The sequence below is a fragment of the Ruegeria sp. N7 genome, from assembly GCF_056531345.1.
The window spans coordinates 38,444-61,763 of record NZ_JBQFLR010000004.1; the positions used below are offsets into that span (position 1 = coordinate 38,444).

The window sequence follows — 23,320 nt, forward strand, 5'->3', positions numbered from 1 at the left end:
GGTATGAGAATTCTGATCGCCCTGCTTTGTTGCCTTTTTCCCGCCGTGGCCAGCGCGAAATGCGTTGTCCTGCTGCACGGTCTGGCCCGGACCGAGGCGTCATTCAGCGTGATGGAGCAACTGTTCAAAGCGAATGGCTATTCCGTCGTGCGCCCCGGTTACCCATCGACCGAAATCGGTATCCCCGAACTGGCCGAACAAACCATCCCGCAAGCATTTGCAGCCTGCGGCAGTGACACCGTCAATGTCGTTGCGCATTCCATGGGTGGCATCCTGTTGCGATACTGGTTGCAGGACCACAGCCCTGAAAACATGGGCCGTGTCGTCATGCTGGGGCCGCCCAATCAGGGTAGCCAGCTGGTCGATGAACTCAGCGCGTGGGAGGTGTTCGGATACCTGAACGGCCCGGCCGGACTGCAACTGGGTACGGGCCCGGATAGTATTCCCAGCCGCCTGCCGCCCGTGGATTTCGAACTGGGGGTCATCGCAGGTGATCAGTCCCTGAACCTCGTGTTTTCATCTCTGATCGACGGCCCGGACGATGGCAAGGTGTCGGTCGAATCCACCAAAGTCGAAGGCATGGCCGATCATCTCGTCTTGCCGGTGACCCACACTTTCATGATGAACAACCCGCAGGTCATGGCACAGGCTCTGCACTTTATCGAATTTGGTCGGTTCGATCCCCAGATCACTTGGCTGGACGGTGTGATGGACGTAATAGACGAGATCTGCATCGGGCAGAATTGCTCGGAACCGGGGGCGGAGCCATCAGAATGACCACATTGGAACTGACATTGACCGGTGCCGAGGTTCTGCTACCGGATGAAGGGCTGTCACGCGCGGAGCTTTCCGTTGCAGGTGGGGTCATTCAGAAAGACGCAACCGGGCGGCGGATTGACCTGACCGGGTTTCTTGTTCTGCCAGGTATTGTCGACTTGCACGGCGATGGGTTCGAACGCCATATCGCCCCACGTCGCGGCGCGATGAAGCAGATGAATGAGGGCATTCTGTCGGTCGAGGCCGAACTGGCCGCCAACGGCATCACCACAGCCGTTCTGGCGCAGTTTTACAGCTGGGAAGGCGGCGTGCGCGGCCCGGACTTTGCCGCGCAGGTGTTTGCGGCCATCGCAGCGGTCAAGGGCAGCACGGTCACCGATCTGATCCCGCAATTGCGGTTCGAGACCAATATGCTCGCGGATTACGACGGGCTGGCCCGTCGCATCGCCGATTGGCAGGTGCCATACGTGGTCTTCAATGATCACCTGCCGCATGATCGTTTGGCACAGGGCAAGAAACCACCGCGCCTGACCGGGCAGGCATTGAAGGCCGGACGCAACCCAGAGGCGCATTTTGCGATGCTGCTCGACATGCACGCCCGCAAGGCTGAGGTTCCGGCGGCGCTAGAAGCGCTCTGTTCGGACCTTGCGGACATGGGCGTGCGTCTGGGCAGCCACGATGACGCAACTGCCGAGGCGCGCGCTTGGTGGCGCCGCCAAGGGGTGCGCATTGCCGAGTTCCCCGAAACGCTTGAAGCCGCCGAGGCGACGCGCGCTGCCGGGGATCATGTTATTCTCGGTTCGCCCAATGTGGTCCGCGGTGGCTCGCATAAGGGCAACGCCAGCGCGGTAGAGCTGATCGCCATGGGGCTCTGTGATGCCCTGGCCTCGGATTACCATTATCCCAGTCCACGCCGCGCGGCGCTGATGCTGATCAAAACCGGGCTGCTGGATCTCGCAGGGGCCTGGGCGCTGATCTCATCCGGCCCCGCGCGGGTGCTGGACTTGCAGGACCGGGGCACGCTTGCCGCGGGCAAACGCGCCGATCTGGTAATCCTTGATGCAAGCACTCACCGGGTCGCCGCGACATTGGCGGGCGGGCGCGTCAGCTATATGTCTGGGGATATCGCAACCCGCTTTGTGGGGTAAAACCAGACCAGCTTCACCTTTTTCCAAATACTCTCGCCGAAGGCATCGCGCCGTAGCGCGATATTCTACCGCTTGATCCGGTTGAAATGTCCCATCTTGCGACCGGCCTTGACCTCGGCCTTGCCGTAAAGATGCAGCGCGACGTCCCGTTCGCGCGCCAGCTCGGGCACACGGTCCATATCGTCGCCAATCAGGTTCTCCATCACCACATCCGAGTGGCGCTGCCCGTCGCCCAACGGCCAGCCCGCCACAGCGCGGATGTGCTGTTCGAACTGATCCACGGCGCAGCCATTCTGCGTCCAGTGGCCCGAGTTATGCACGCGCGGCGCGATCTCGTTCACGATCAGCCCGCCGGGTGTCACGAACAGCTCAACGCCCATGACACCGACATATTCCAGCGCGTTCAGGATATTGGCCGCCAGCAGGATGGCATCGGTGCGCTGGGCGGGGGACAGTCGGGCAGGGATGGTGGTGGTGTGCAGGATGCCGTCGCGGTGCACATTCTCACCCGGATCAAAACAGGCCACCTGACCATCCAGCCCCCGCGCTGCAATGATCGAAACCTCGTGTGAGAAATCAACGAACCCCTCCAGAAGGGCAGGCGCACCAGCCATATCGGCCAGCGCGGCCTCGGCATCCCGGGGGGTGCGCAATCTGGCTTGTCCTTTGCCGTCATAGCCAAAGCGGCGGGTCTTCAGGATGGCGGGGGCGCCGATTTCTTCGATGGCCGCATTCAGGCTGTCCAGATCGGTGATATCCGCAAACGGAGCCGTTTTCAGGCCAAGCCCCTGCAGGAACGTCTTCTCGGTCAGGCGGTCCTGACTGACCCTCAATGCCTCACGCCCGGGACGAATGGGGCGATGGGCTTCCAGAATATCCAATGCCTCGGTCGGGATGTTCTCGAACTCATAGGTGATGACGTCCACCGCATCGGCGAAGGCCGTCAAGGCGTCGATATCGTCGTAGGCCGCTGTCGTAACCCGATCCGCAACCTGCCCGGCAGGCGGGTTTGCGCCCGGCTCGTAGATGTGGCTGACAAACCCCAGCCGAGAGGCCGCCACCGACAGCATCCGGCCCAGCTGGCCGCCACCCAGAATCCCAATCACTGCACCTTGGGCGAGCATCTCCGCCATCGTCAATTCTCCAAACGTTTTCCAATTGCGCCAAGCGCCGCTCTCAGCGCCTCATGCGCGCCCTGTTCGATCAGGGTGCCCGTCATTTGCAGGCTCAAAGTACCTTCGGTCGCCAAAGCGTCGCGCTCCTGTGCCAACCGCCCGGCTGTGCCTTTTTCCATCGCGGCGAGAAAACCCGCCATCAACTGCGTGGTATAGAACTCGGCCCCGTCCGCATCGCCGGTTACGTCACCCAGCCATTCGGCCCCGGTGGCCATCAGATCCAGAATGCCGGGAACCATGGCACAAATGGCAAAATGCGCGTTCAGCGCCACCTCATCCGCAACCTTGACCACGGGGTTTTCCGGCTCAAACAGCTCGGCCAGCAAGCGGTCATTGCCGAACGCCGCCATCGGACAGCCACCGGACTGCAAGAACCCCAGTGGGATGGTTTGGACGAAATCCGACGCAGGGGCGCAAAGCTTGGCCAAATCTTCGGCGGAAACGGCCGCCATAACCGAAACAACCTGCTGATCGGCGCGAAAGGTCAGGGGGGCCAGAACCTCGGCCGCGATATGCGGGCGCAGGCACAGAAACACGATGTCCGAGGCGTCAATCACCGCTTGCGGCGGCGCGATAGTCACGCCCAGTTCGGCCTTCAGGGCGGCCGAGACCTCGGCGTTGCGTTCTGTCACGCTGATCTCATGCCCTTTGGCGGCCATCAGCCGCGCAATCGGCGCGGCGATATGCCCGGTGCCGATAAACCCGATCCGGCTCATCCCTGCGGTTCCTCGGGGATTGAGGCGGACAACGCGTCACGCCAGGCATCCAGCCGCGCGGCCAGGGCCTCATCCTGCAAGGCCAGAATGCCCGCTGCCATCAGGCCCGCATTGGCCCCGCCAGCGGACCCGATTGCCATGGTCGCCACGGGAAAGCCCTTGGGCATCTGCACAATGGAATACAGCGAATCCACGCCCGACAGGGCCCGCGTCTGAACAGGCACGCCAATCACCGGTACGCGTGTTTTCGAGGCCATCATACCCGGCAGATGTGCCGCTCCGCCAGCGCCCGCGATGATCACCTGCAACCCGCGCGACACGGCGGTCTTGCCATAGTCCCACAACCGGTCCGGGGTGCGATGGGCCGAAACGATACGCGCCTCATAAGCGATGCCCAGTTCATCCAGAATATCTGCGGCTTCCTTCATCGTGGGCCAGTCCGACTGGCTGCCCATGATGATCCCCACTGTCACATCGCTCATCCGCTTATGTCCCCGCGCTCAGAAAGAGCGCGCACTATAGCCAAATCCGCTTTTGTGGCAATGCGGTACAGGGCGTTCAGGCAATGATATCGGGGGTCAGGCGATCTTCGATCAGGCGGATGAAGTCTTTCAGGCGCAGTTTTTCCTTTTTCAGACGCCGAAGGGTCAACTGATCAGCCGTTCCTTTTTCATGCAGCGCCTCGATCGCCTCATCAAGGTCGCGGTGCTGGCGGCGGAAAACCTCCAACTCAACCCGCAGAACTTCTTCGGTTTTCATCGAAAGGTCGGTGGGCGCGTTCATTGGCGACTCGGGCTTGTTGTGGTGCTTGCCCAACAAGATAGTGTGTCAGACGTTATCGCGCCAGACCTTGTGGACATCCTGGTTTCTTCCCATATTCTATAACAAGCGGTTGCCGGAACGGGACCGCGCACCACGTCGCTTTGACAATAAAGGACGAAAATACGTGTCGAAACTTACTCTTGGCTCATACCCGCATCTTTTGGGGTTCGAGCAGCTGGAACGCCTTCTGGAACGGTCTGCAAAGGCCGGTAATGAAGGATACCCGCCCTATAACATCGAACAGACCTCGGACTTTTCCTACCGCATCACCCTTGCGGTGGCCGGGTTCGCCGAAGAGGATCTGTCGATCACCATCGAGGATCGCCAACTGGTGATCCGGGGCCGTCAGCGCGACGACAGCGAGGGGCGCATCTTCCTGCACCGTGGTATCGCGGCGCGTCAGTTTCAGCGCATGTTCGTGCTGGCTGACGGGGTCGAGGTGGGAGAGGCGATCATGGAAAACGGTCTGCTGCATGTGGATCTGACCCGCGCCGTGCCGGAAACCGTGGTTCAGACAATCAACATACGGAAGGGGTAAGAGCAATGAATACACCGATTGAAATCAACACCGAAGGCGATCGTATCGTCTATGTGAAAACAGTCGACGTTGCCGATCTGCCGCGTGATCTGCGCGATCAGGCAGGTGATCTGGATCACCTTTATGCCGTGCACGATTCCGATGGGCAGCAACTGGCACTTGTGGCCGACCGCAAGCTGGCCTTCGTTCTGGCCCGTCAGCACGACCTGTCACCTGTGGCCGTTCACTGAACGGCCCCTTTGTCCGGTGGGGCTGAAACGTTGCCCGCAACACACGCGCATCGGCGAAACTGCCGCTTTTAACCTGTAACGGAGCCGACTGCATGAGCTGGTTTGAATTCGACTGGGTAGACGCCTTCACCAATCGTGCATTCGGCGGCAACGGTTGTGCCGTGGTCCACGGCGGCGCGGGTCTCTCGGCCGAGGTCTGCATGGCCTATGTGCGCGAAACCTCTCTGGTCGAATGCACATTCACCGGCCCGTCCGACGTGGCCGACATCCGCGTCCGTTATTTTCTGGCCAGCCGTGAAATTCCCTTTGCCGGTCATCCGACGATTGCCACCGTAGCGGCGATGCGGTCGCGCGGCATGATCTCCGGTGATAACCTGACGCTGGAAACCGGCGCTGGTATCGTTTCGATCGGTTTGCAGGGCAAACAGATTGAGATGACGCAGGTCGCACCGCAATTTGGTGCGCATGTGCCAGCCGATCTGGTGGCAAAGGCGATCAGCCTGCCGCAAGAAGCCATCATCTCGCCACCCCGGATGGTTTCAACCGGCTTGCCCTTCTGTATTACCGTTCTGCGCGATCATGACGCTTTGCGCGCGGCCCGCCTGTCCGAGGACGCGCTGCGCAAAGTGGCTGCGACGGCAGGGTATTCCGGCTCGGACATGGCCGAGCCTTTCCTCGTGACGCTCCAAGGGGCCACCGACGCGGGCGATACGTTCTCGCGCCTGCTCATGGCCCCGCCCAGCCCGCCCGAGGATCCGTTTACCGGGTCTGCCACCGGGGCCATGGCGGCTTATCTGTGGAAATACGGGCTGATGACCAAAGACAGTTTCGTTGCTGAACAGGGGCACGATATGGGTCGCCCCGGCCAGGCCGTTGTCACGCGCGTTGGCCCCACCGATGCGATGACGGGAATCAAGGTAGCCGGTCAGGGGCATATCCTGATGCGCGGGCAGGTTGATCTGCCAGAAGCCACCCAGTAGCCGAACCGTTCCCGTCCCCAGGGACTGCCCGGAACACCTCAGACTATCAAAACAAAAACGGCCCCCGAAAACCGGAGGCCGCTGTGTTTCATTCATCTGGTTCAGCCTGCTGCGATCAGGCCCATGCTTTCCAGCTTCAGCAGCACCTGATGAGCGCAGTTGTCGACCTCGACATTTTCGGTCTCGACACGCAATTCAGGGTTCTGAGGCACGTCATACGGGTCCGAGATACCGGTGAATTCCTTGATCTTGCCTTCGCGCGCCAGCTTGTACAGACCCTTGCGGTCGCGCCGCTCACATTCTTCGATGGTGGTCGCAACATGCACTTCGCAGAAGGCACCGAACTGCTCGATCTCTTCGCGTACCGCGCGGCGCGTGGTGGCATAAGGTGCGATCGGCGCGCAGATGGCGATGCCGCCGTTCTTGGTGATCTCGGATGCGACATATCCGATCCGGCGGATGTTCAGGTCGCGATGCTCTTTCGAGAAACCCAGTTCGGATGACAGGTTTTTCCGCACGATATCGCCATCCAGCAACGTGACCGGACGGCCCCCCATCTCCATCAGCTTGACCATAAGCGCGTTGGCGATGGTGGACTTGCCCGAGCCCGAGAAGCCGGTGAAGAACACGGTAAAGCCCTGCTGGCTGCGTGGCGGCTTGGTCTTGCGCAGCTCGGCCACCACTTCGGGAAAGCTGAACCATTCGGGGATTTCCAGACCCTCGGCCAGACGGCGGCGCAGCTCGGTGCCCGAGATGTTCAGGATCGTGACATTGTCCTTGTCCAGAATCTCGTCATTCGGCTCGTATTGCGCGCGTTCCTGCACATAGACCATGTGTTTGAAATCGACCATCTCGACGCCGATCTCGTCCTGGAACTGGCGGAACAGGTCCTGCGCGTCATAGGGGCCATAGAAATCTTCACCGGCCGAGTTCTTGCCCGGGCCCGCGTGATCGCGGCCCACGATGAAATGGGTGCAGCCATGGTTGGCACGGATCAGCCCGTGCCAGACCGCCTCGCGCGGGCCAGCCATGCGCATCGCCAGATTCAGCAGGCTCATCGAGGTGGTGGATGCGGGATACTTGTCCAGCACCGCCTCATAGCAGCGCACGCGGGTAAAGTGGTCCACGTCGCCCGGCTTGGTCATGCCGACGACCGGGTGGATCAGCAGGTTGGCCTGCGCTTCCTTGGCGGCGCGGAAGGTCAGCTCCTGGTGCGCACGGTGCAAGGGGTTGCGGGTTTGGAAGGCCACGATCCGGCGCCAGCCCAGCTTGCGGAAATAGGCGCGCAGCTCGTTCGGCGTATCGCGGCGACCGCGGAAGTCATAGTGAACAGGCTGTTGGATGCCCACGACAGGGCCACCCAGATAGACCTTGCCCGCCACATTGTGCAGATAATTCACAGCCGGGTGGGCATCGTCATCGGCACCAAAAACCTTCTCGGCCTCGCGGGCCTTGTTCGGGGTCCAGCGGTCAGTGACCGTCATGGTGCCCAGAATCACGCCTTCCTGATCGCGCAGCGCGATATCCTGACCCAGTTCGATCTTGTCCGCAAAATCTTCGCTGACGTCCAGCGAGATGGGCATCGGCCAAAGCGTGCCATCAGCCAGACGCATGTTTTCGACGACATTGTCGTAATCGGCTTCGCTCAGGAAACCTTTGAGCGGGTTGAAACCGCCGTTCATCAGCAGCTCCAGATCACAGATCTGGCGCGGGCTCAGATCCCAGCTGGTCAGGTTGGCGGCTTCAACCTTCAGTTTCTGGGCCGAGTCATACGACACATAAAGTTCGGGAATGGGGGCCAGATTGCTTAACATCGTCATCTGAATACTCTTATCGCAGTGTTGTGTTGCCAATGATTCAAGGGCGTTTTCGGGGCATTTGCACCGACTGTCGTGCGAAGTCCACTGGCGTCAATGAAACAAAGGACGATATGCGCTGATTTCTCGCGGATTGGAAGGAATTTCCAACTCTGAAATCAAAATGATGATCTGGTTCTTTGGTGAGCAGATAATCCGATCATGCAAAGTATGACTGTTCCTGTTTTTGCGTGTGCGGCGCAAGCCCGGACGCGCGGGTGACTGGCAGGGCGGGAATCGGATCGGCAACGCCGCGCAGCTGGAACATCCGGATACCCTCCGGCGGCAGGTCCATGCCCGCGGCCTTCAACACCTCTTGTGAGACCAGCAGTTCGACCCCCAAGGCCTTGGTTTCGCTTTCCAGTCGGCTGGCCACATTGACGGCGTCGCCGATGATCGTTCTCGCGGCATGTCCCTGCGCGCCAATCTCACCCAACACCAGATCACCAAGGTGCAGGCCCATTCCGATGCGAATGCCGGGGCTGCCTTCGGCCTCAAGCTGCTCGTTGAACCGGTCGAGGGCATGGCTGATATCTATCGCAGCCTTCAACCCCGCGCTGGCGGATGCGGCTGCATCGGGTTTTTCGAAAACCGCCAGCAACCCGTCTCCCATATACTTGTCCACGACACCGCCGTCCTTGGTGATGGCAGGCACGACGGCGTCGAAGAACCGGTTCAGCAGGAACACGATATCATAGGGCAGCTGCCCCGTCGTGCGGGCGGTAAATCCGCGCATGTCCAGAAACAGCACGGCCAGTTTCCGTTCCTGCCCCTGACTGGCATGCCCGCGAACGCGCCCGCCATCCGGTTGAAAAACGCGGAAAACGGTGGTCGGTTCCGTCGGGCGGATCTGGCAGGCCAGCCGTGTCTGCGGTGAGGCGCCGACAGCGGCCAGGCTGCGGGCCTCGACATCGCCGGGCGGGGGCAGGGCGTTAGCGCCTTCCTCGATGATGACGCGGCATGTGGTGCAGCGTCCCTTCCCGCCGCACAAGGCCGTATGGGGCACACTATGTGCCTGCGAAATCTCAAGCAGTGTCATGCCCTTTTCGGCATCCACCTCGGGCCCGTTGCTGTAACTTACCCGCACCGAATGCCTGCGCCGCCACAGCTTGCGCCCGATATACACAAGACCCGTGGCCGCCAAGGCGAGCCAGAACGCCAAAAGGGCATTATCCTTGACGGTGAACATGGTCTGGAACGCCTCGGGCGAGGGCCAGTTGTAATGCTCGATATATTGTTCCCGCAGAAACTCATCCGCGAATTCCAACCAAATGCGGCGGCCCTCGGTCAGCAGACCGGCCAAGGCGAACATGGGGATGAAGACGGCAACACCGATCAGATAGGGTACGGCGCTGGACCACCATTTCGTCAGCCGTAACCACATATGCAGCCCGATACAGCCATGCACCCAGACGATCAGCAACAGTGCGCTTTGCATCCAAATCACGGTGCTGGGCCACATCAGGATGATGATATACCCCATCTCGTCATTGACGTCATAGATCTCGTGCGCGACCCGCGTCTGGATGACATGCGAGATCAGCTGCAAAGGTATCAGCAGACCCAGAACAATCTGCAACGCCGTGCTGAACGGCATGCGCAGGGTCCGGCGTTGTGCGATCGAAGCTAGCGCCAGACCGGCATGAGTGAACAACGCCGCATAAAGCAGCAGGCTCATAAAACTGTGCCGCGTCACCGCTGTTCGACCGTCCTGCATCCCGTGCAGATAATCGGTGTGAAACAGGCCCAGTCCGATGTTGATGAAATGGAAGAAAGCGAAAGCAAACAGAACCAACCCGCTGCCGATCCGAAGCCGGGCTGCCCAACCGCCACGCCACAAAGCGCTCTTCAAGAATACCACCTGTATCGCTGTTCGCCGTGGTTGGACTTTGCGAGGACGTTCGCGGTCAGGTCAAGGCTTCGGGTGCAAATCTAGGTCTGCCAATGGGTGGCGGGGTGTTGGGATTGAATTGATATCTTGTCCGCACAAAACAGCACCAGATGGCTGAGGTCAGGGCGCGAGCGCGAGCTGTAGATCAAGCCGTCCGCCCCCAGTGCCCGCGCTTTATCTGAAAAAGACCATGTCGGGGAAGGGGCCCCCGTCGCGCGAATATCCTGCCAGATCACCGATGCAGCCGTCTGCCCGCGGTAGTCCACCAATCGCGCGTTTTCCACCAGAAACCTTTGAACCACCCGGTCGGGATCATCACCCGAGATGTAGCGGCGGATGGCGACCGAAGCGCCCTCGGCGCTGAGCGAGGCATAAAGCGCGAATTGTCCGGAATGATGAAAGCGCCCCTCGGGCGCGCGGGCAGGCAGCAATGGGGCTGCTGCCTGCGACGCAAACAGAATTCTCCAGACAGGGCCAGAGAATTCAAGCATGTGTCAGTCCTGTTCGGCCAGGAACCGTTCGGCATCCAGTGCCGCCATACAGCCCATTCCCGCGCTTGTTACCGCCTGACGATAGACATGGTCGGTCAGATCGCCCGCTGCGAACACGCCGGGAATCGACGTTTCGGTGCTGCCCGGTTTGGTGACGACATAACCACCCATATGGGTTTCCAGCGTGTCTTTGACCAACTCGTTCGCAGGGGCGTGGCCGATGGCGACAAAGACGCCCTTGCACGGGATCTCGGTGATCTCGCCGGTTTTGACATGTTTGACCCGAACACCTTCAACGCCCAAAGGCGCATCGGTGCCGATCACTTCTTCCAACTGGTGGAACCACAGCGGTACGATCTTTTCATTCTTCAACAGGCGATCCTGAAGGATTTTTTCCGCCCGCAACTCATCGCGGCGGTGGATCAGGGTCACCTTGCTGGCGAAATTGGTCAGGAACAGGGCCTCTTCCACGGCTGTGTTGCCGCCGCCGATCACCACGATTTCCTGCCCGCGATAGAAGAACCCGTCACAGGTGGCGCAAGCCGAGACGCCAAAGCCCTTGAACTTCTCTTCCGACGGCAGACCCAGCCATTTCGCACGCGCGCCGGTGGCCAGAATGACAGCGTCCGCCGTGTATGTGGTGCCGCTGTCGCCCTTGGCGGTGAAGGGGCGCTTGCTGAGGTCCAGATCGCTGATGATATCGCCGATCACCTCACATCCCATGGCCTTGGCATGGTCCTGCATCCGCACCATCAGGTCCGGGCCCTGCACCTCGGTGTCACCGGGCCAGTTTTCGACCTCGGTCGTCGTTGTCAGCTGACCACCGGGTTCGATGCCCTGTACCAGAATGGGTTCCAGCATGGCGCGGCTTGCATATACGCCTGCGGTGTATCCTGCGGGCCCCGACCCGATGATCAGAACCTTGGTGTGTCTTGTGTCGGCCATGGTGCCCCCGCTCGAATTGCCTGAATTGGGCCCGCGGCCCGTCGCCCCGATATAGCGACCGACTGGCCCGGCTTAAAGCCCCTTACTGTTAAGCCCCCTTCGGGCCGGGGTGCCTTGGGTTTTCGGGAAGAAGGCGAAAAGGAAACAAAGAAAATTGCGCATCTGCGAAACATTATTGCGCGCGTGTGGGGTGCTGATATAAGAACCGAAAAAATCAGGAGCATTTGATGGTCACGACTCGGCTGGATGATATTGATCGCAAGATTCTGGCGGAACTGCAGGCGGACGGTCGTATGACCAATGTCGAGCTGGCAAAACGGGTCGGAATCTCGGCCCCGCCCTGTCTGCGCCGGGTGCGCACACTCGAAGAATCCGGCTTCATCACCGGCTATCACGCCGAGGTCAACTCACGCGAGTTGGGGTTCGAGGTTCAGGTATTTGCCATGGTCGGTCTGGACAGCCAGGCCGAAGTCGAACTGCGCGCGTTCGAAGGCCGCTGCCGCGAATGGCCATTGGTCCGCGAATGCCACATGCTGAACGGCGAAGTGGACTTCATCCTGAAATGCGTCGCACCTGACCTGAGCAGCTTTCAGCAGTTTCTGACGGGCGAGTTGCTGACCACGCCAAACGTGGCCAGCGTCAAGACATCGCTCGTTATTCGCGGCGCAAAAGACGAGCCAGGCGTACCGTTCGACGTTCTGGAAGAACGTATGAACCGGACGGCGTAACGCCAACACGTTTTGGTTGCGCGGTGATTGGTGGCAACAGTGCTGCCACCGCAAGGGATAGAACCCAACTTATTACCAGCTGCATGATGCCCCCCACAATGCAGTAATCACAATCATGCTCAGGCCGTCATCGCGTCGATCTCACCATCTCCGGCGCGCGGCATCAGCAGCGGGCCGAAATCGTTCAGCGACTCGATATGCGCGAACAGGTTCAGATAGATCGACCGAAGCGAGTGGCTGATCATGCGAACCGCATTCACACCTGGATGATATGTTTCGAACTGTAATCCATCTACGCGAATAACGGAATGGCGTTTTAAACAAATGTGAAACAGTTCAACGGGGGTGGGCGGCATTGTTTCAATGACACCCATCCCGTCCTGAAATTCGGACACGGGTGTAAGAATCGGCTGCCCCCCATGCAGGTGCCGCAAATGCGCAGGTGTTCCCACGATTCGCGCCGCCGGGCCAGCAATGACACCCGACATTGGCTTTTGCATCCCGAACGTATCCGCCATGATCCGCGTCAGCGGCCGCGTCCGGCCACGTGAATCCGCGCGTCCGGGGATCAGAGTGACAGATCCCTTCCACAACACGGTTTCCGATGCGCCATCCTGCGTCAGGACCGTATCCCCCGGCATCAGATCCTCGATTGCCATCGGTCCATGTTCCGTTTCTACCAAAGATCCACGTGTGAAGGCGCAAAACGCGTCTTCAAACATCGGCAGGGCAGGTGCGATGTGGCGGGTCTGAACCACATCTCCGTTCTTCAACAGGCTGCTGACCTCATAGCGGCGCAGCTGGGCTTTTGGCTTGGAAACCGGCCGCGGCGCGTCCCGCAGCATAACAGACGTTTCGATAGCATTTCTGGCCGCGCGGGCCAGTGAATTAGGAATAGTCATTAATATTCCGTCCCCTCAAAATGTTCGGTCAGGCGCGGCGTACCCCCGTACAGACGCGCCCGGCGAACTGGTTCTTTGCCTTGAAACAAATGGGTGACCCTCGGGCGGCAACCGGTACGGTCCCGCGACGCGACTAAATCTCGCTTTCCAATGGTCAACACATTGACCCCCCAGACAAACTCGTACTTCACGGGCGAAATTGCCCGCACACACACAACTCCTAAAAAGTCACGAACCCCTCGCTCGTGACGCGCGATACATCAGGCCGGAGCGAACCTGATACGCGTTGACCCAAATAAGACCGGCAGCTTGGTCTCTGGGTTTTCTGTCTCAGCGTCGTGCCGCGATGCGACTGGCGACCCTGACAGAATTGCTTGTTACCCGCTTCCACGGCATTTCCAGGTTCTGGTCCCGAGTGGCCTCGACCATGGCTTTCAGAAAGCGTGATTTGGTCTTCATTTTTTGGTCCTGCTCTGAACGGGGTGTATTTCCCCACATCCTCTGTGAACCTTTTGTGACGCGGGTTTGCGGCAGGGATAAGGCTTATCCGGGATGATTTGCGGACAGAAAAATGAAGTCAGACGGACCTCCCACTCAACACGCCAGCGCCCGATTTTCGAACGTCAGATACCGATCTGATTACTGGCAAAAACTCGTTACGATTCTGATGCCCAATCAACACAACAAATGTGGCGGAAAAGTGGCAGGGCACCTAAATCTGGACGAAGATCACAATCTTATGACGGAGATCAGGCGCCCGTAATCGACCTCGTTCGCGTGCGTTGATCGGCGATAGGAATAGAACCTGTCGGGGTCGGAATATGTGCAGTGCCGGGTCCACTCGGCCTGTCCGATTCCCGCCTGCCGCAGCCGGTGCAGCCCGAAGGCGGGCAGATCAAATTGCAGGCGGTCACTTTCACCATTGGCAAAAAAGCGGCTGTTGTCCGGTGAATCCGCCAGGAACGCGTCCAGAAACTCTGGCCCCACTTCGTAAGCGCGCTGGGAAATACTGGGTCCGATCACGGCGCAGATATTGCTGCGGTCGGCCCCCAGCGCCTCCATCGCGTCCAGCGTTGCCTCCAGAACACCGTCCAGCGCGCCGCGCCACCCGGCATGGGCGGCACCGATCACATGCGCGTCGGGATCGGCGAACAGAACCGGCTGGCAATCGGCCGTCAGGATCGTCAGGGCCAGACCGGGTGTTGCTGTGACAATGGCATCCGCTTTGGGCTTTTCACCTTCAACCGGGGCTTTGACTGTCAGAACCGTTGGCGAATGAACCTGATGCACCGCGACCATTGCCTCGGGTTCAACCTCCATCGCGTCTGCCACCCGTCGCCGGTTCAGCGCGACAATCTCGGTTTGATCCGAGGACCCCTGACCACAGTTCAACCCGCTGAAAATTCCTGAAGACGCGCCGCCGCGACGGGTAAAGAACCCATGGCGAAATGGCGACAGCAGATCCGAGGTCAGAATTTCCAGCGTCATGGTTCCAATCCTGGTGGTGGGGCTGCATAGGCCGGGAAAAGGCCCATCACCTTGAACAGATTTCCCATTTCATCAGGATGCGTCAACCGCCGATGCGCGGCAATCAGCGCATCCAGCTCGGAACCGCTCAGTGCCTTGGACAGGGCTTGCGCGCGGGCGGTGATCCCCAGCCGTTCGAGGAAGACGCCCTGCGGTGTCAAGCGCGTATGCCTGCACCCACAGGCGCGGGTCGCAACGGCCAAAGGCTCAAAATCCACATGCGCGGTCAAATCGGCCTGACCGGGCGATGCCAGAGGATCGGCATGTTCGTGGTTTTGCAGAGCCTGCAAGGTATCGCCCAGCGAATGCCAGTCGCCATAATCCACAATCAATGCCGCGCCGCCATGGCTGGCGACCCGCCCTGCGATCACGGTCAAAACGGGAATCGCAGCAGCACACAGTTCGACCAGATCACCGTCCTTGGTGTCCGACAGCCTGTCATTCAACGCCACCTGCGGCCCGATCGCGCCCAGTCCGAACGTCAACCCGCCGTCGCGCTCGCCCACCAGACGCTCGCGCCAGCCCGTACCGTCACGCTGGAACTGGCGGATGGGCAGGGCATCAAAGAACTCGTTGGCAACCAGCAACAGCGGCTGGTCGGGCAGGTCGGCGATCATGTCGATCCAGGCCGCCTCGTATTCGTTCAGGGTTTCAGCCTGCACCTGTTTCAATACAGGCGATGCTTCGACCAGAACTACCTGCGCCGCCTTGTGAAATCCGGGAATCGTTCGTGTAGCGCGCAGAATATCGGCCATCAGGGTACCGCGCCCCGGCCCCAGCTCGCATAGTGTAAACGGTGCGGGCCGTCCCTGATCCATCCAGCTTTGCGCCAGAGACAGCCCGACCAGCTCCCCGAACATCTGGCTGATTTCCGGCGCTGTGGTGAAATCCCCCGCAACCCCCAGCGGATCACGGGTCGTGTAATAGCCCAGCGTCGGATGCAGCAGGCACTCAGCCATGTAATCCGCCACGCTCATGGGTCCATCCTGTCGGATGCGGGCGACCAGATGATCGGTCAAGCTCATGCCGCCCGCCGCCGCGCACGCAGGGCAAACCACAGACCAAGCGCGATCATCGGCAGCGACAGGAACTGCCCCATGGTCAGCCCGTACCCGCCCACATGCCAGGCCAGCCCCAGCGGATTGCCGGGCGATACGAACTGCGCATCCGGCTGGCGAAAGAACTCGACGATAAAGCGCGACGCGCCGTAGCCCGCAAGGAACGTCCCCATGACTAGGCCCGGTGTGCGAAAACCGCCGCGCCGATAGACCAGCCACAGCAGTACCGCCCCCAGCAACACACCCTCCAGCGCGGCCTCATACAGCTGCGACGGGTGCCGGGCGCACATGCCTGCGACCACGCCGGGGCAATCCTGCGCAGCATATCCAGGAAAGATGACAGCCCAGGGCAGCTCGCTCGGGCGGCCCCACAGCTCGGCATTGACGAAATTGGCCAGCCGCCCCAGCAGCAATCCGGGCGGAACGGTGTAGGCGACCAGATCCCCCAGCGACAGGGCGGGGATACGGTGCCGTCGTGCAAACAGGTACGACGCAAGGATCACGCCCAGCAATCCGCCATGAAAGGCCATGCCGCCTTGCCAGACCTTCACGATCTCCAGCAGGTGCGACAGGTAATAAGCCGGTTGATAGAACAGCACAAAGCCCAGCCGCCCACCCAGAATGACACCCAGAATGATCCAGGTGACCAGATCCTCCAGCTGCTCGGGCTTCATCGGCGGGCCATCCGCAGGCCAGAGCGCTGGGCGGCGCAACGCCACAACAGCCAGCCGCCACGCGATCAGGATGCCCGCGATATAGGCCAGCGCATACCACCTTAACGCGAACTCCATCCCGAACAGCGGGATCGAGAACAGTTCGGGCGACAGATCGGGGAAATTCAGAACAGCCTGCATGTGCGTCTCATTGCCCGGGGTTTGCAGGTCAAGTCAACCTTGAGCCCGCGCCATTCTTTGCCCATATACAGGTAAACCGCGAGATCGGAGAACAGATATGCAGACCCGCAACAAAATCCTGGATGACGTGTCCCAACTGATGACCAACGCCATGGGCGTGGCACAGGGCGCGCGGGAAGAGGCTGAAAACGCGATGAAGTCGATGATCGACCGCTGGCTGGCCGACCGCGATTTCGTCACCCGCGAAGAATTTGACGCCGTGCGCGCCATGGCCCAGAAGGCACGCGAGGAAAATGCGGCACTCGAAGCCCGCATCGCCGCGCTCGAGGCGAAACTGGACAAATAACGCCCCGGCGCTCCCTGTTTCCACAATTTTCGGACAAAGCATAACGCCGCGCAATCCAGCCCGGATTGTGCGGTGCTGTGTATTCTGACGTGTCGCAGAATTTATTCAAGACAAAGCTGACTCTGGCGCCAATATTTTGATCGCCGTTGCCTTCTGTCCACAACTTATTGCTGTTATCCCCAATAATTAGGGTTGCCAGAACTTACGCCACATCGCACCATATTTAGTACAGGCCTATGGGGGAAGCCCGGTTTGTAGAGCAGGCAACTAGCGCTGGGGCGCTGCCAGCCCCGAAATGCTAGAGATTAGTGAGGTGGCATTATGGCCCTTTCCGAGCAGTATCTCGAAGAAGACATTCATCCGATCGACATTGTTGAGCATCTGGCCGAACATCACGACTGGGATTTTGATCGCATTGGGGACGATCAGATAGCCATGGCCGTTGAAGGGCAGTGGCGCACCTACTCGATCACGCTGGCCTGGTCCAACTATGACGAAACGCTGCGCATGGTGTGCAGCTTCGAAATGGAACCACCGGCCGAGCGTGAAATGCAGCTCTATGAGCTGCTCAACAAGATGAACGACCAGTGCTGGGCAGGCGCGTTTACCTATTGGGCAAACCAGAAGCTGATGGTCTATCGCTATGGTCTGGTCCTTGCAGGCGGGCAAACGGCCAGCGCTGACCAGATCGACACGATGATCAATGCCGCCGTCATGAGCGCCGAGCGGTACTACCCCGCGATCCAATTGGTGACCTGGGGCAACAGAGGGCCAGAAGAAGCCATGCAAGTGGCCATTGCAGAGGCCTACGGCCGCGCGTAAACCTTTGCCCCGAACCGATATGTAAAGCGGGAGGGGCAAATGGACATGACGCGCGTGGCCGAACAGGGGCTTGTGCTTCTGGGGTGCGGAAAGATGGGGTCCGCAATGCTGGCGGGATGGCTGGAACACGGCCTTCCGCCAGCTTCCGTTTGGGTCATCGATCCCTTTCCGTCAGATTGGCTGAAGGCGCGGGGCGTCAATATCAACGCACCGTTGCCCGAATCCCCCGCCGTGGTGCTGGTTGCGGTCAAACCGCAGATGATGGGCGAAGCCCTGCCTGCCATTCAGGCGCTGGGCGGCGGGTCCAGCCTGTTTATTTCGGTTGCGGCTGGCACCTCGATTGCCACCTTCGAATCCGTTCTGGGCCGTGACACCCCGATCATTCGCGCCATGCCCAACACGCCCGCCGCCATCCGTCAGGGCATCACGGCACTGATCGGCAACGCACACACCTCCGAGACCGACATGGAGCAGGCCGAAAACCTGCTGGCGGCAGTGGGCCAGACTGTTCGCCTTGAGGATGAGGCACAGATGGACGCCGTCACCGGGCTCAGCGGGTCCGGCCCGGCCTATGTGTTCCATCTGATCGAAACCCTGGCTGCTGCGGGCGCGGCGCATGGCCTGCCTGCCGAGCTTGCGATGAAACTGGCCAAGTCCACAGTGGCCGGTGCCGGGGCGCTGGCCATGGCGTCCGACGAAGACCCGGCGCAGCTGCGTATCAACGTGACCTCTCCGAACGGTACCACACAGGCCGCGCTTGAGGTGCTGATGCATCAGGAAACCGGCTTTCCCGACCTGCTGCACCGTGCCGTCAAGGCCGCAACCAACCGATCCAAGGAGCTCTCGCGTGAGTGAAATTTCGTTCGACGACTTTCTCAAGGTCGATATTCGCGTGGGCGAGGTGATCCGCGCCGAACCCTATCCCGAGGCCCGCAAACCCGCGATCAAGATGTGGATCGACTTTGGGGACGAGATTGGCGAGCGCAAGACCTCGGCCCAGATCACCGCGCATTACGATCCGGCCACTCTGGTCGGCAAACAGGTCATGGCTGTCGTCAACTTCCCTCCGCGCCAGATCGGCAAGTTCATGTCCGAGGTTCTGGTGCTGGGTCTGCCCGATGACAACGGCGAGATCGTTTTGATCGGCCCCGACGGCAAGGTACCAACCGGCGGGCGGATGCACTGATGAAACTGCTTATCACGCGTCCGATGACACCGGCAGTCGAATCGCGCGCCCGCGCCGATTTCGATGTAACCATCCGGGAAAACACCCTGCCCATGGCGCGGCAGGAGATGCTGGCCGCTCTGGCCGGATACGACGTTGTTGTGCCGACATTGGGCGATCAGTTCTCGGCTCGGATCTTTGCCGAGGTCGGTCAGCCGCGCTGCAAGCTGCTGGCCAATTTCGGTGTTGGCTTCAACCATATCGACGTGGATGCCGCACGCGCGGCCGGGATTGACGTAACCAACACGCCCGGCGCGGTCACCGATGCCACAGCCGATATCGCCATGACCCTGCTGCTGACCACAGCCCGGCGCGCCGGTGAGGGGGAGCGGCTGGTGCGGTCGGGGCAGTGGCAGGGCTGGCACCCGACGCAGATGCTGGGCTATCATGTGACCGGCAAGCGCGTGGGCATTGTCGGCATGGGCCGCATCGGACAGGCCATCGCGCGCCGCTGTCATTTCGGGTTTGCCATGCAGGTGGCCTATCAGTCCCGCAGCGCCAAGCAACTGGATTTCCCGGCGGAATTCACACCTGACCTTGAAACACTCGCCGCTTCGGTCGATTTCCTTGTGCTTGCGGTTCCCGGCGGTGCGGAAACCCGCCACCTGATCAATGCGCAGATTCTTGAGGCGATGAACCCCTCGGCTATTCTGGTCAACATCGCCCGTGGCGAGGTGGTGGACGAGGTCGCGCTGATCACGGCGCTGCAAACCGGTCAGATCGCGGGGGCGGGGCTTGACGTCTACGAATTCGAACCCAAAGTGCCGCAATCCCTGTGCGAAATGGAAAACGTCACCCTGCTGCCCCACTTGGGCACCGCCACCGAAGAGGTGCGCAGCAGCATGGGGCACATGGCGCTGGATAACGTGGCGGCCTTTGTCGCGGGCAGGGCGCTGCCCAACCTGGTCTAGTCGCCCACCGCCTCGCGCCAGTGTTTGCGGCAGAGCGAGACATAGGTCTCGTTCCCGCCGATCTGTACCTGCGCCCCTTCAGTGATGGCCTTGCCGGTCTCGTCGCGACGAATCACCATCGTGGCCTTGCGGCCGCATTCACAGATCGTGCGCACCTCGCGCATTTCGTCGGCAAGGGCCAGCAGGGCGGCAGAACCGGGGAACAGCTTGCCCTGAAAATCCACGCGCAGCCCATAGGCCAGCACCGGCACATCCAGATCGTCCACCGCACGGGCCAGTTGCCAGACCTGCGCCTCGGACAGGAACTGCGCCTCATCAATGAAAACGCAGGCCACGGAACCTTTGTCCAGCCGGGACCGGATCATGGCGAAGACATCATCTTCGGGTGTGAACGTGTCAGCCTGCTCCGATATGCCGATGCGCGATGCAATCCGCCCCGCACCCGCCCGCCCGTCAAGGGCGGCGGTCATCAGATAGGTCTGCATCCCGCGCTCGCGATAGTTGTGCGACGCCTGTAGCAACACGGTCGACTTGCCCGCGTTCATGGTGGAATAGTTGAAATACAGCTTTGCCATGGCGTGGGTCTAAAACGCCCGGCCAAAAGGAACAAGAGAGCAAAGGGATGTAAGAAGCGACGTCGCCATTGCGTGTGCAGAGGCCGAGCTGGGCTCGTAGGGGATGGAACCCCCGCGTCTGCAACAGCGACGCCGTCGGCCAACATGTGGCCAAAACAAAGCAAGGCCCAACAATACCGCCCCGCAATCACTCTTTACCGGCTTGAACTGCCGCCACTCACTCACAAAATCCCCCGCTTATCTGAGGGATAGTCAATGTATGACATTTCAATTATGACTCAGGTATGGGAAATTTCCCGACGCTTTCCCCGGTTTGGACACCGGGCGGGCGTTTGCAGGTAATAAAGGTAAATCAATGGCAGATATCGGGGCCTATCTGAAGAAACACACAGAAGCGCTGGTCAAAGATGTCGGAATAGAAGCTGCTTGTGAAATCACCGGAAAATCCAAGGCGACCCTGGGCCGGTATTATTCGGACAATGCCGAACACGCGGACAGGTTCATGCCCGTGGATGCGGTGGCTCGGCTTGAAAACGCAGCAACTTATCCGCATGTGACATCCGCGCTGGCGGATCTGAAAAACATCACCTTGTCCTACAGCGAACGCAACACCGAGGATCCTCGCACAGGCGGGGTGAATTCGGATGTCATCGCGCTCAGCCAGCGGTTTGCAATGTTGATGACTGAATATCAGTCCGCTATCGAAGATGGCATCATCACGGTGAACGAAGCCAAAAGGCTGCTGAAAGAAACCAGTTTGCTTCAGCAGGTCCTGATAGAAATGAAACTGCACCTGGAAGAAGAAAGCGTCAGCTAGGCTTGGTGGCGGCCAGCTATCGGCCAAAAACCGCCTGCCCGGATCGCCGCAGATGTCGTGCGCTTTGTGGCATGATCATCAACCGGACTCTGCGCCTCAATTCAGTCACGTCTTTCAGATAAGCTGTGGCGCAGGCAAGATCGTCAAGGGCAGTAAACCATGCAGAAAATGCAGGGAAATTACAGCATTCTCGCAGACCGTATGGTTTGGCGGTCGTTCCTGTTTGTCTATGCGCTCTTTCTGGCCACGGTGCTGTTTGGCGCTTATCAGGAAGGCCCTGATGACGCGATGCGCTGGGTCATGGTACAGGACCTGCTGGCGGGACAGGGCTGGTTTGACGCCTATCAGCATCGGCTGGGCCCCGGTGACGGCACGCTGATGCACTGGTCCCGGCTTGTCGATGCACCGATTGCCGGGATCTACGCGCTGTCCGCGATGGTCGTGCCGCCCGACACCGCCTTGCAAGTGACCGCGTTTGTGTGGCCGGTGCTTCTGGCGGGGCTGACCCTGTGGGCCTTTGCTGTCACCGGCGCAGCGTTGGGCGGGCGAAATGGCGCGATTTCGGCACTGGTGGTCGGTGCGCTGACGCTCGAACATTATCGGAAGTTCGACTATTTCTCGTTTGACCACCACAATGTTCAGATTCTGCTGTTTGCAGCGGCCCTCATGTTCTTTGTCCTGCGCAAGGCCAAACCCTCTGCTGCGGGATGGCTGGGTGTCTGTCTGGCCCTTTCGGTGTCAATCGGAACCGAATCGATCGTGCAGGTCGCGATTATCGCGGTGTTCTTCACGATTGACTGGATCGTGACCGGCACAGCCGCCCGCCGCCGCACCATGGTGTTTGGAACCGGGCTGGCGCTGACCCTGTTGTTGGCCAGCGTTGCAACAACGGGGCGTCAGGGCTTTCTGTTCCCAAGCTGCGATGCCCTGACGATCAGTGTGGCCCTGCCGGCCGGGATCGCGGCCCTGTGCCTGTGTGCAGCAGCCTGGGTCGGGTCGGGCTGGTCCTATTGGGGGCGCATCGGCGCGTGTCTTGCGACAGGCGCTGTAACACTCGGCTGCGCTTACGCATTTGCGCCCTACTGCCTTGAAAACCCGATTGCGGACCTGCCTCAGGACATGCGCGACTTCTGGCTCAGCCAGGTTGCCGAAGCACAGAATATCACCGTCGTGCTGGAACGACACCTGGGCGAGGCTGCGGCCCTGATCGCCATGTCCGTCATCACGGCGGTGGCAGCCTTGTTCTTTGCCCGCCAGTCGCAAGACAAAATGGATTACTTCCTGTTTCTGGCGCTGATTGTGACCGGGTTTTCCATGTTTCTGTACCAGTCCCGGATGATGACGTTTCTGGGCGTGTCCCTTGTGGCTGTTCAGGCTCAGATGCTGCGGGCCCTTTACGTCAGTTACAGAACCCATGGCCGCACGCTCTCCGGCTTGGCTATGATAGGCTTTATCGTCTGCGTCTCGCCAAAGATTGGTAGCAGCGTGGAAAAACAGTTGGAACGGTTTGCGCGCCCCTCCCTTGCGGCACCCGTCGCCGAGGTTGTGCAGGATTCGCAAAACATCGGCGCCCCCTGCAAAGCGCCCGAGGCCTACGCGGCCCTGAAAAACCTGCCAGCCGGAATGGTTCTGGTCGATTTCGATTATGCGGCAGAGGTGCTGCGCTATACCGATCATTCGGTTCTGGCGGGGAATTATCACCGCAACCGGGCCGGAATTCAGGCGCAGATCGCGGTTTTGCGTATGGACGCGCCTCAGGCCGGTCCGCGTCTTGCTGCGCTGGGTGTAAGCTATGTGCTGCTCTGCACCGCTGCGCCCCGTGCCGAATTCTGGGATTGGGCATCTCAGGGGCGCGGGCTGCAATCCCAGTTGGCAAAGGGTGAAACCCCCGCCTATCTCAGCCGGATTGATGGTGGGGAAGGGGCCGCGTTTCAGGTTTTTCAGTTGGCGGCCGATCTCTAGGCCGTAAGCGCTTTGCGGAATGTC

Annotated in this window: 27 protein-coding genes; 13 read left to right on the top strand and 14 right to left on the bottom strand. The window is 60.3% G+C overall.

Annotated features, from left to right (window positions below):
* Positions 1-3 precede the first annotated feature (3 nt).
* Entirely contained in the window at positions 4-777 is a 774-nt protein-coding gene (locus ACR0ES_RS07570; protein ID WP_480482253.1) for an alpha/beta fold hydrolase, read from the top strand.
* Positions 774-1,925, top strand: a complete 1,152-nt coding sequence (locus tag ACR0ES_RS07575) for an alpha-D-ribose 1-methylphosphonate 5-triphosphate diphosphatase (RefSeq protein WP_480539331.1) — start codon at positions 774-776, stop codon at positions 1,923-1,925. The genes ACR0ES_RS07570 and ACR0ES_RS07575 overlap by 4 nt, the downstream gene beginning before the upstream one ends.
* A 65-nt stretch (positions 1,926-1,990) precedes the next feature.
* On the opposite strand, the gene ACR0ES_RS07580 is transcribed toward ACR0ES_RS07575, so the two are convergent.
* The 4 genes from ACR0ES_RS07580 to ACR0ES_RS07595 all read right to left on the bottom strand — a co-directional run bounded on the left by ACR0ES_RS07580 (position 1,991) and on the right by ACR0ES_RS07595 (position 4,599).
* The gene (locus ACR0ES_RS07580) at positions 1,991-3,058 is read right to left on the bottom strand and encodes a 5-(carboxyamino)imidazole ribonucleotide synthase (RefSeq protein WP_480870052.1); all 1,068 of its coding nucleotides are present in this window, start codon (positions 3,056-3,058) and stop codon (positions 1,991-1,993) included.
* Between the two features lie 2 nt (positions 3,059-3,060).
* A complete protein-coding gene (locus ACR0ES_RS07585; RefSeq protein ID WP_480487573.1) occupies positions 3,061-3,816 on the bottom strand; it encodes an NAD(P)-binding domain-containing protein in 756 nt (251 codons plus the stop codon).
* Positions 3,813-4,298, bottom strand: a complete 486-nt coding sequence (purE, locus tag ACR0ES_RS07590; protein WP_267362974.1) for a 5-(carboxyamino)imidazole ribonucleotide mutase — start codon at positions 4,296-4,298, stop codon at positions 3,813-3,815. Before purE ends, ACR0ES_RS07585 begins: the two co-directional genes overlap by 4 nt.
* 76 nt (positions 4,299-4,374) lie before the next feature.
* Complete coding sequence (locus ACR0ES_RS07595) at positions 4,375-4,599, bottom strand: YdcH family protein (RefSeq protein ID WP_267362973.1); 225 nt, start codon at positions 4,597-4,599, stop codon at positions 4,375-4,377.
* 163 nt (positions 4,600-4,762) lie between these two features.
* Here ACR0ES_RS07595 and ACR0ES_RS07600 point away from each other — a divergent pair, with 163 nt between their 5' ends.
* The 3 genes from ACR0ES_RS07600 (at position 4,763) to ACR0ES_RS07610 (ending at position 6,386) form a co-directional block, all read left to right on the top strand.
* Positions 4,763-5,176 carry an Hsp20 family protein gene (locus ACR0ES_RS07600; protein ID WP_058275530.1) on the top strand — a complete coding sequence of 138 codons (414 nt, stop codon included), beginning with the start codon at positions 4,763-4,765 and terminating at the stop codon, positions 5,174-5,176.
* Between the two features lie 5 nt (positions 5,177-5,181).
* Complete coding sequence (locus ACR0ES_RS07605; protein ID WP_209504776.1) at positions 5,182-5,406, top strand: DUF1150 family protein; 225 nt, start codon at positions 5,182-5,184, stop codon at positions 5,404-5,406.
* 92 nt (positions 5,407-5,498) lie between these two features.
* Positions 5,499-6,386 carry a PhzF family phenazine biosynthesis protein gene (locus ACR0ES_RS07610; RefSeq protein ID WP_480870054.1) on the top strand — a complete coding sequence of 296 codons (888 nt, stop codon included), beginning with the start codon at positions 5,499-5,501 and terminating at the stop codon, positions 6,384-6,386.
* 101 nt (positions 6,387-6,487) lie between these two features.
* On the opposite strand, the gene ACR0ES_RS07615 is transcribed toward ACR0ES_RS07610, so the two are convergent.
* From ACR0ES_RS07615 to trxB, 4 genes are all read right to left on the bottom strand, one after another.
* Positions 6,488-8,206: a bifunctional sulfate adenylyltransferase/adenylylsulfate kinase gene (locus ACR0ES_RS07615; protein ID WP_480870056.1), complete on the bottom strand. Its 1,719-nt coding sequence runs from the start codon at positions 8,204-8,206 to the stop codon at positions 6,488-6,490.
* A 196-nt stretch (positions 8,207-8,402) separates the two neighbouring features.
* Complete coding sequence (locus ACR0ES_RS07620; protein WP_480870058.1) at positions 8,403-10,094, bottom strand: adenylate/guanylate cyclase domain-containing protein; 1,692 nt, start codon at positions 10,092-10,094, stop codon at positions 8,403-8,405.
* Positions 10,095-10,174: 80 nt separating this feature from the next.
* A complete protein-coding gene (locus tag ACR0ES_RS07625) occupies positions 10,175-10,624 on the bottom strand; it encodes an RES family NAD+ phosphorylase (RefSeq protein WP_480870060.1) in 450 nt (149 codons plus the stop codon).
* A 3-nt stretch (positions 10,625-10,627) separates the two neighbouring features.
* Positions 10,628-11,569, bottom strand: coding sequence for a thioredoxin-disulfide reductase (gene trxB / locus ACR0ES_RS07630; protein ID WP_209598032.1), 942 nt, complete (start codon positions 11,567-11,569; stop codon positions 10,628-10,630).
* A gap of 227 nt (positions 11,570-11,796) precedes the next feature.
* Between trxB and ACR0ES_RS07635 the strand changes: the two genes are divergently transcribed.
* Positions 11,797-12,297 (top strand): Lrp/AsnC family transcriptional regulator, encoded by a 501-nt coding sequence (locus ACR0ES_RS07635; RefSeq protein WP_209504770.1) that lies wholly within the window; start codon positions 11,797-11,799, stop codon positions 12,295-12,297.
* A gap of 119 nt (positions 12,298-12,416) precedes the next feature.
* On the opposite strand, the gene ACR0ES_RS07640 is transcribed toward ACR0ES_RS07635, so the two are convergent.
* The 5 genes from ACR0ES_RS07640 to lgt all read right to left on the bottom strand — a co-directional run bounded on the left by ACR0ES_RS07640 (position 12,417) and on the right by lgt (position 16,638).
* The gene (locus tag ACR0ES_RS07640; protein ID WP_267362963.1) at positions 12,417-13,199 is read right to left on the bottom strand and encodes a Hint domain-containing protein; all 783 of its coding nucleotides are present in this window, start codon (positions 13,197-13,199) and stop codon (positions 12,417-12,419) included.
* 330 nt (positions 13,200-13,529) lie between these two features.
* A complete protein-coding gene (locus tag ACR0ES_RS07645) occupies positions 13,530-13,658 on the bottom strand; it encodes a hypothetical protein (protein ID WP_267362961.1) in 129 nt (42 codons plus the stop codon).
* A gap of 270 nt (positions 13,659-13,928) precedes the next feature.
* Complete coding sequence (gene pgeF, locus ACR0ES_RS07650) at positions 13,929-14,687, bottom strand: peptidoglycan editing factor PgeF (RefSeq protein ID WP_480553930.1); 759 nt, start codon at positions 14,685-14,687, stop codon at positions 13,929-13,931.
* A complete protein-coding gene (locus tag ACR0ES_RS07655) occupies positions 14,684-15,751 on the bottom strand; it encodes a class I SAM-dependent methyltransferase (RefSeq protein ID WP_480870062.1) in 1,068 nt (355 codons plus the stop codon). Before ACR0ES_RS07655 ends, pgeF begins: the two co-directional genes overlap by 4 nt.
* Entirely contained in the window at positions 15,748-16,638 is an 891-nt protein-coding gene (gene lgt / locus ACR0ES_RS07660) for a prolipoprotein diacylglyceryl transferase (protein WP_480870064.1), read from the bottom strand. Before lgt ends, ACR0ES_RS07655 begins: the two co-directional genes overlap by 4 nt.
* A gap of 97 nt (positions 16,639-16,735) precedes the next feature.
* On the opposite strand from lgt, the gene ACR0ES_RS07665 reads away from it, so the two are divergent.
* The 5 genes from ACR0ES_RS07665 to ACR0ES_RS07685 all read left to right on the top strand — a co-directional run bounded on the left by ACR0ES_RS07665 (position 16,736) and on the right by ACR0ES_RS07685 (position 19,942).
* Positions 16,736-16,984, top strand: coding sequence for an accessory factor UbiK family protein (locus tag ACR0ES_RS07665; RefSeq protein ID WP_050604795.1), 249 nt, complete (start codon positions 16,736-16,738; stop codon positions 16,982-16,984).
* 321 nt (positions 16,985-17,305) lie between these two features.
* Entirely contained in the window at positions 17,306-17,806 is a 501-nt protein-coding gene (locus ACR0ES_RS07670) for a type III secretion system chaperone family protein (protein WP_209598027.1), read from the top strand.
* A 39-nt stretch (positions 17,807-17,845) separates the two neighbouring features.
* Positions 17,846-18,661: a pyrroline-5-carboxylate reductase gene (gene proC / locus ACR0ES_RS07675; RefSeq protein ID WP_480870066.1), complete on the top strand. Its 816-nt coding sequence runs from the start codon at positions 17,846-17,848 to the stop codon at positions 18,659-18,661.
* Positions 18,654-18,992 (top strand): tRNA-binding protein, encoded by a 339-nt coding sequence (locus ACR0ES_RS07680; RefSeq protein ID WP_209504763.1) that lies wholly within the window; start codon positions 18,654-18,656, stop codon positions 18,990-18,992. Before proC ends, ACR0ES_RS07680 begins: the two co-directional genes overlap by 8 nt.
* Entirely contained in the window at positions 18,992-19,942 is a 951-nt protein-coding gene (locus tag ACR0ES_RS07685) for a 2-hydroxyacid dehydrogenase (RefSeq protein WP_480870068.1), read from the top strand. Before ACR0ES_RS07680 ends, ACR0ES_RS07685 begins: the two co-directional genes overlap by 1 nt.
* On the opposite strand, the gene ACR0ES_RS07690 is transcribed toward ACR0ES_RS07685, so the two are convergent.
* Positions 19,939-20,517 carry a thymidine kinase gene (locus ACR0ES_RS07690; RefSeq protein ID WP_480475503.1) on the bottom strand — a complete coding sequence of 193 codons (579 nt, stop codon included), beginning with the start codon at positions 20,515-20,517 and terminating at the stop codon, positions 19,939-19,941. The genes ACR0ES_RS07685 and ACR0ES_RS07690 overlap by 4 nt on opposite strands.
* A 355-nt stretch (positions 20,518-20,872) precedes the next feature.
* Between ACR0ES_RS07690 and ACR0ES_RS07695 the strand changes: the two genes are divergently transcribed.
* On the top strand, positions 20,873-21,334 hold the full coding sequence (locus ACR0ES_RS07695) for a hypothetical protein (protein WP_480475505.1): 462 nt from the start codon (positions 20,873-20,875) through the stop codon (positions 21,332-21,334).
* Positions 21,335-21,493: 159 nt separating this feature from the next.
* On the top strand, positions 21,494-23,296 hold the full coding sequence (locus tag ACR0ES_RS07700) for a hypothetical protein (protein WP_480870070.1): 1,803 nt from the start codon (positions 21,494-21,496) through the stop codon (positions 23,294-23,296).
* Positions 23,297-23,320 lie beyond the last annotated feature (24 nt).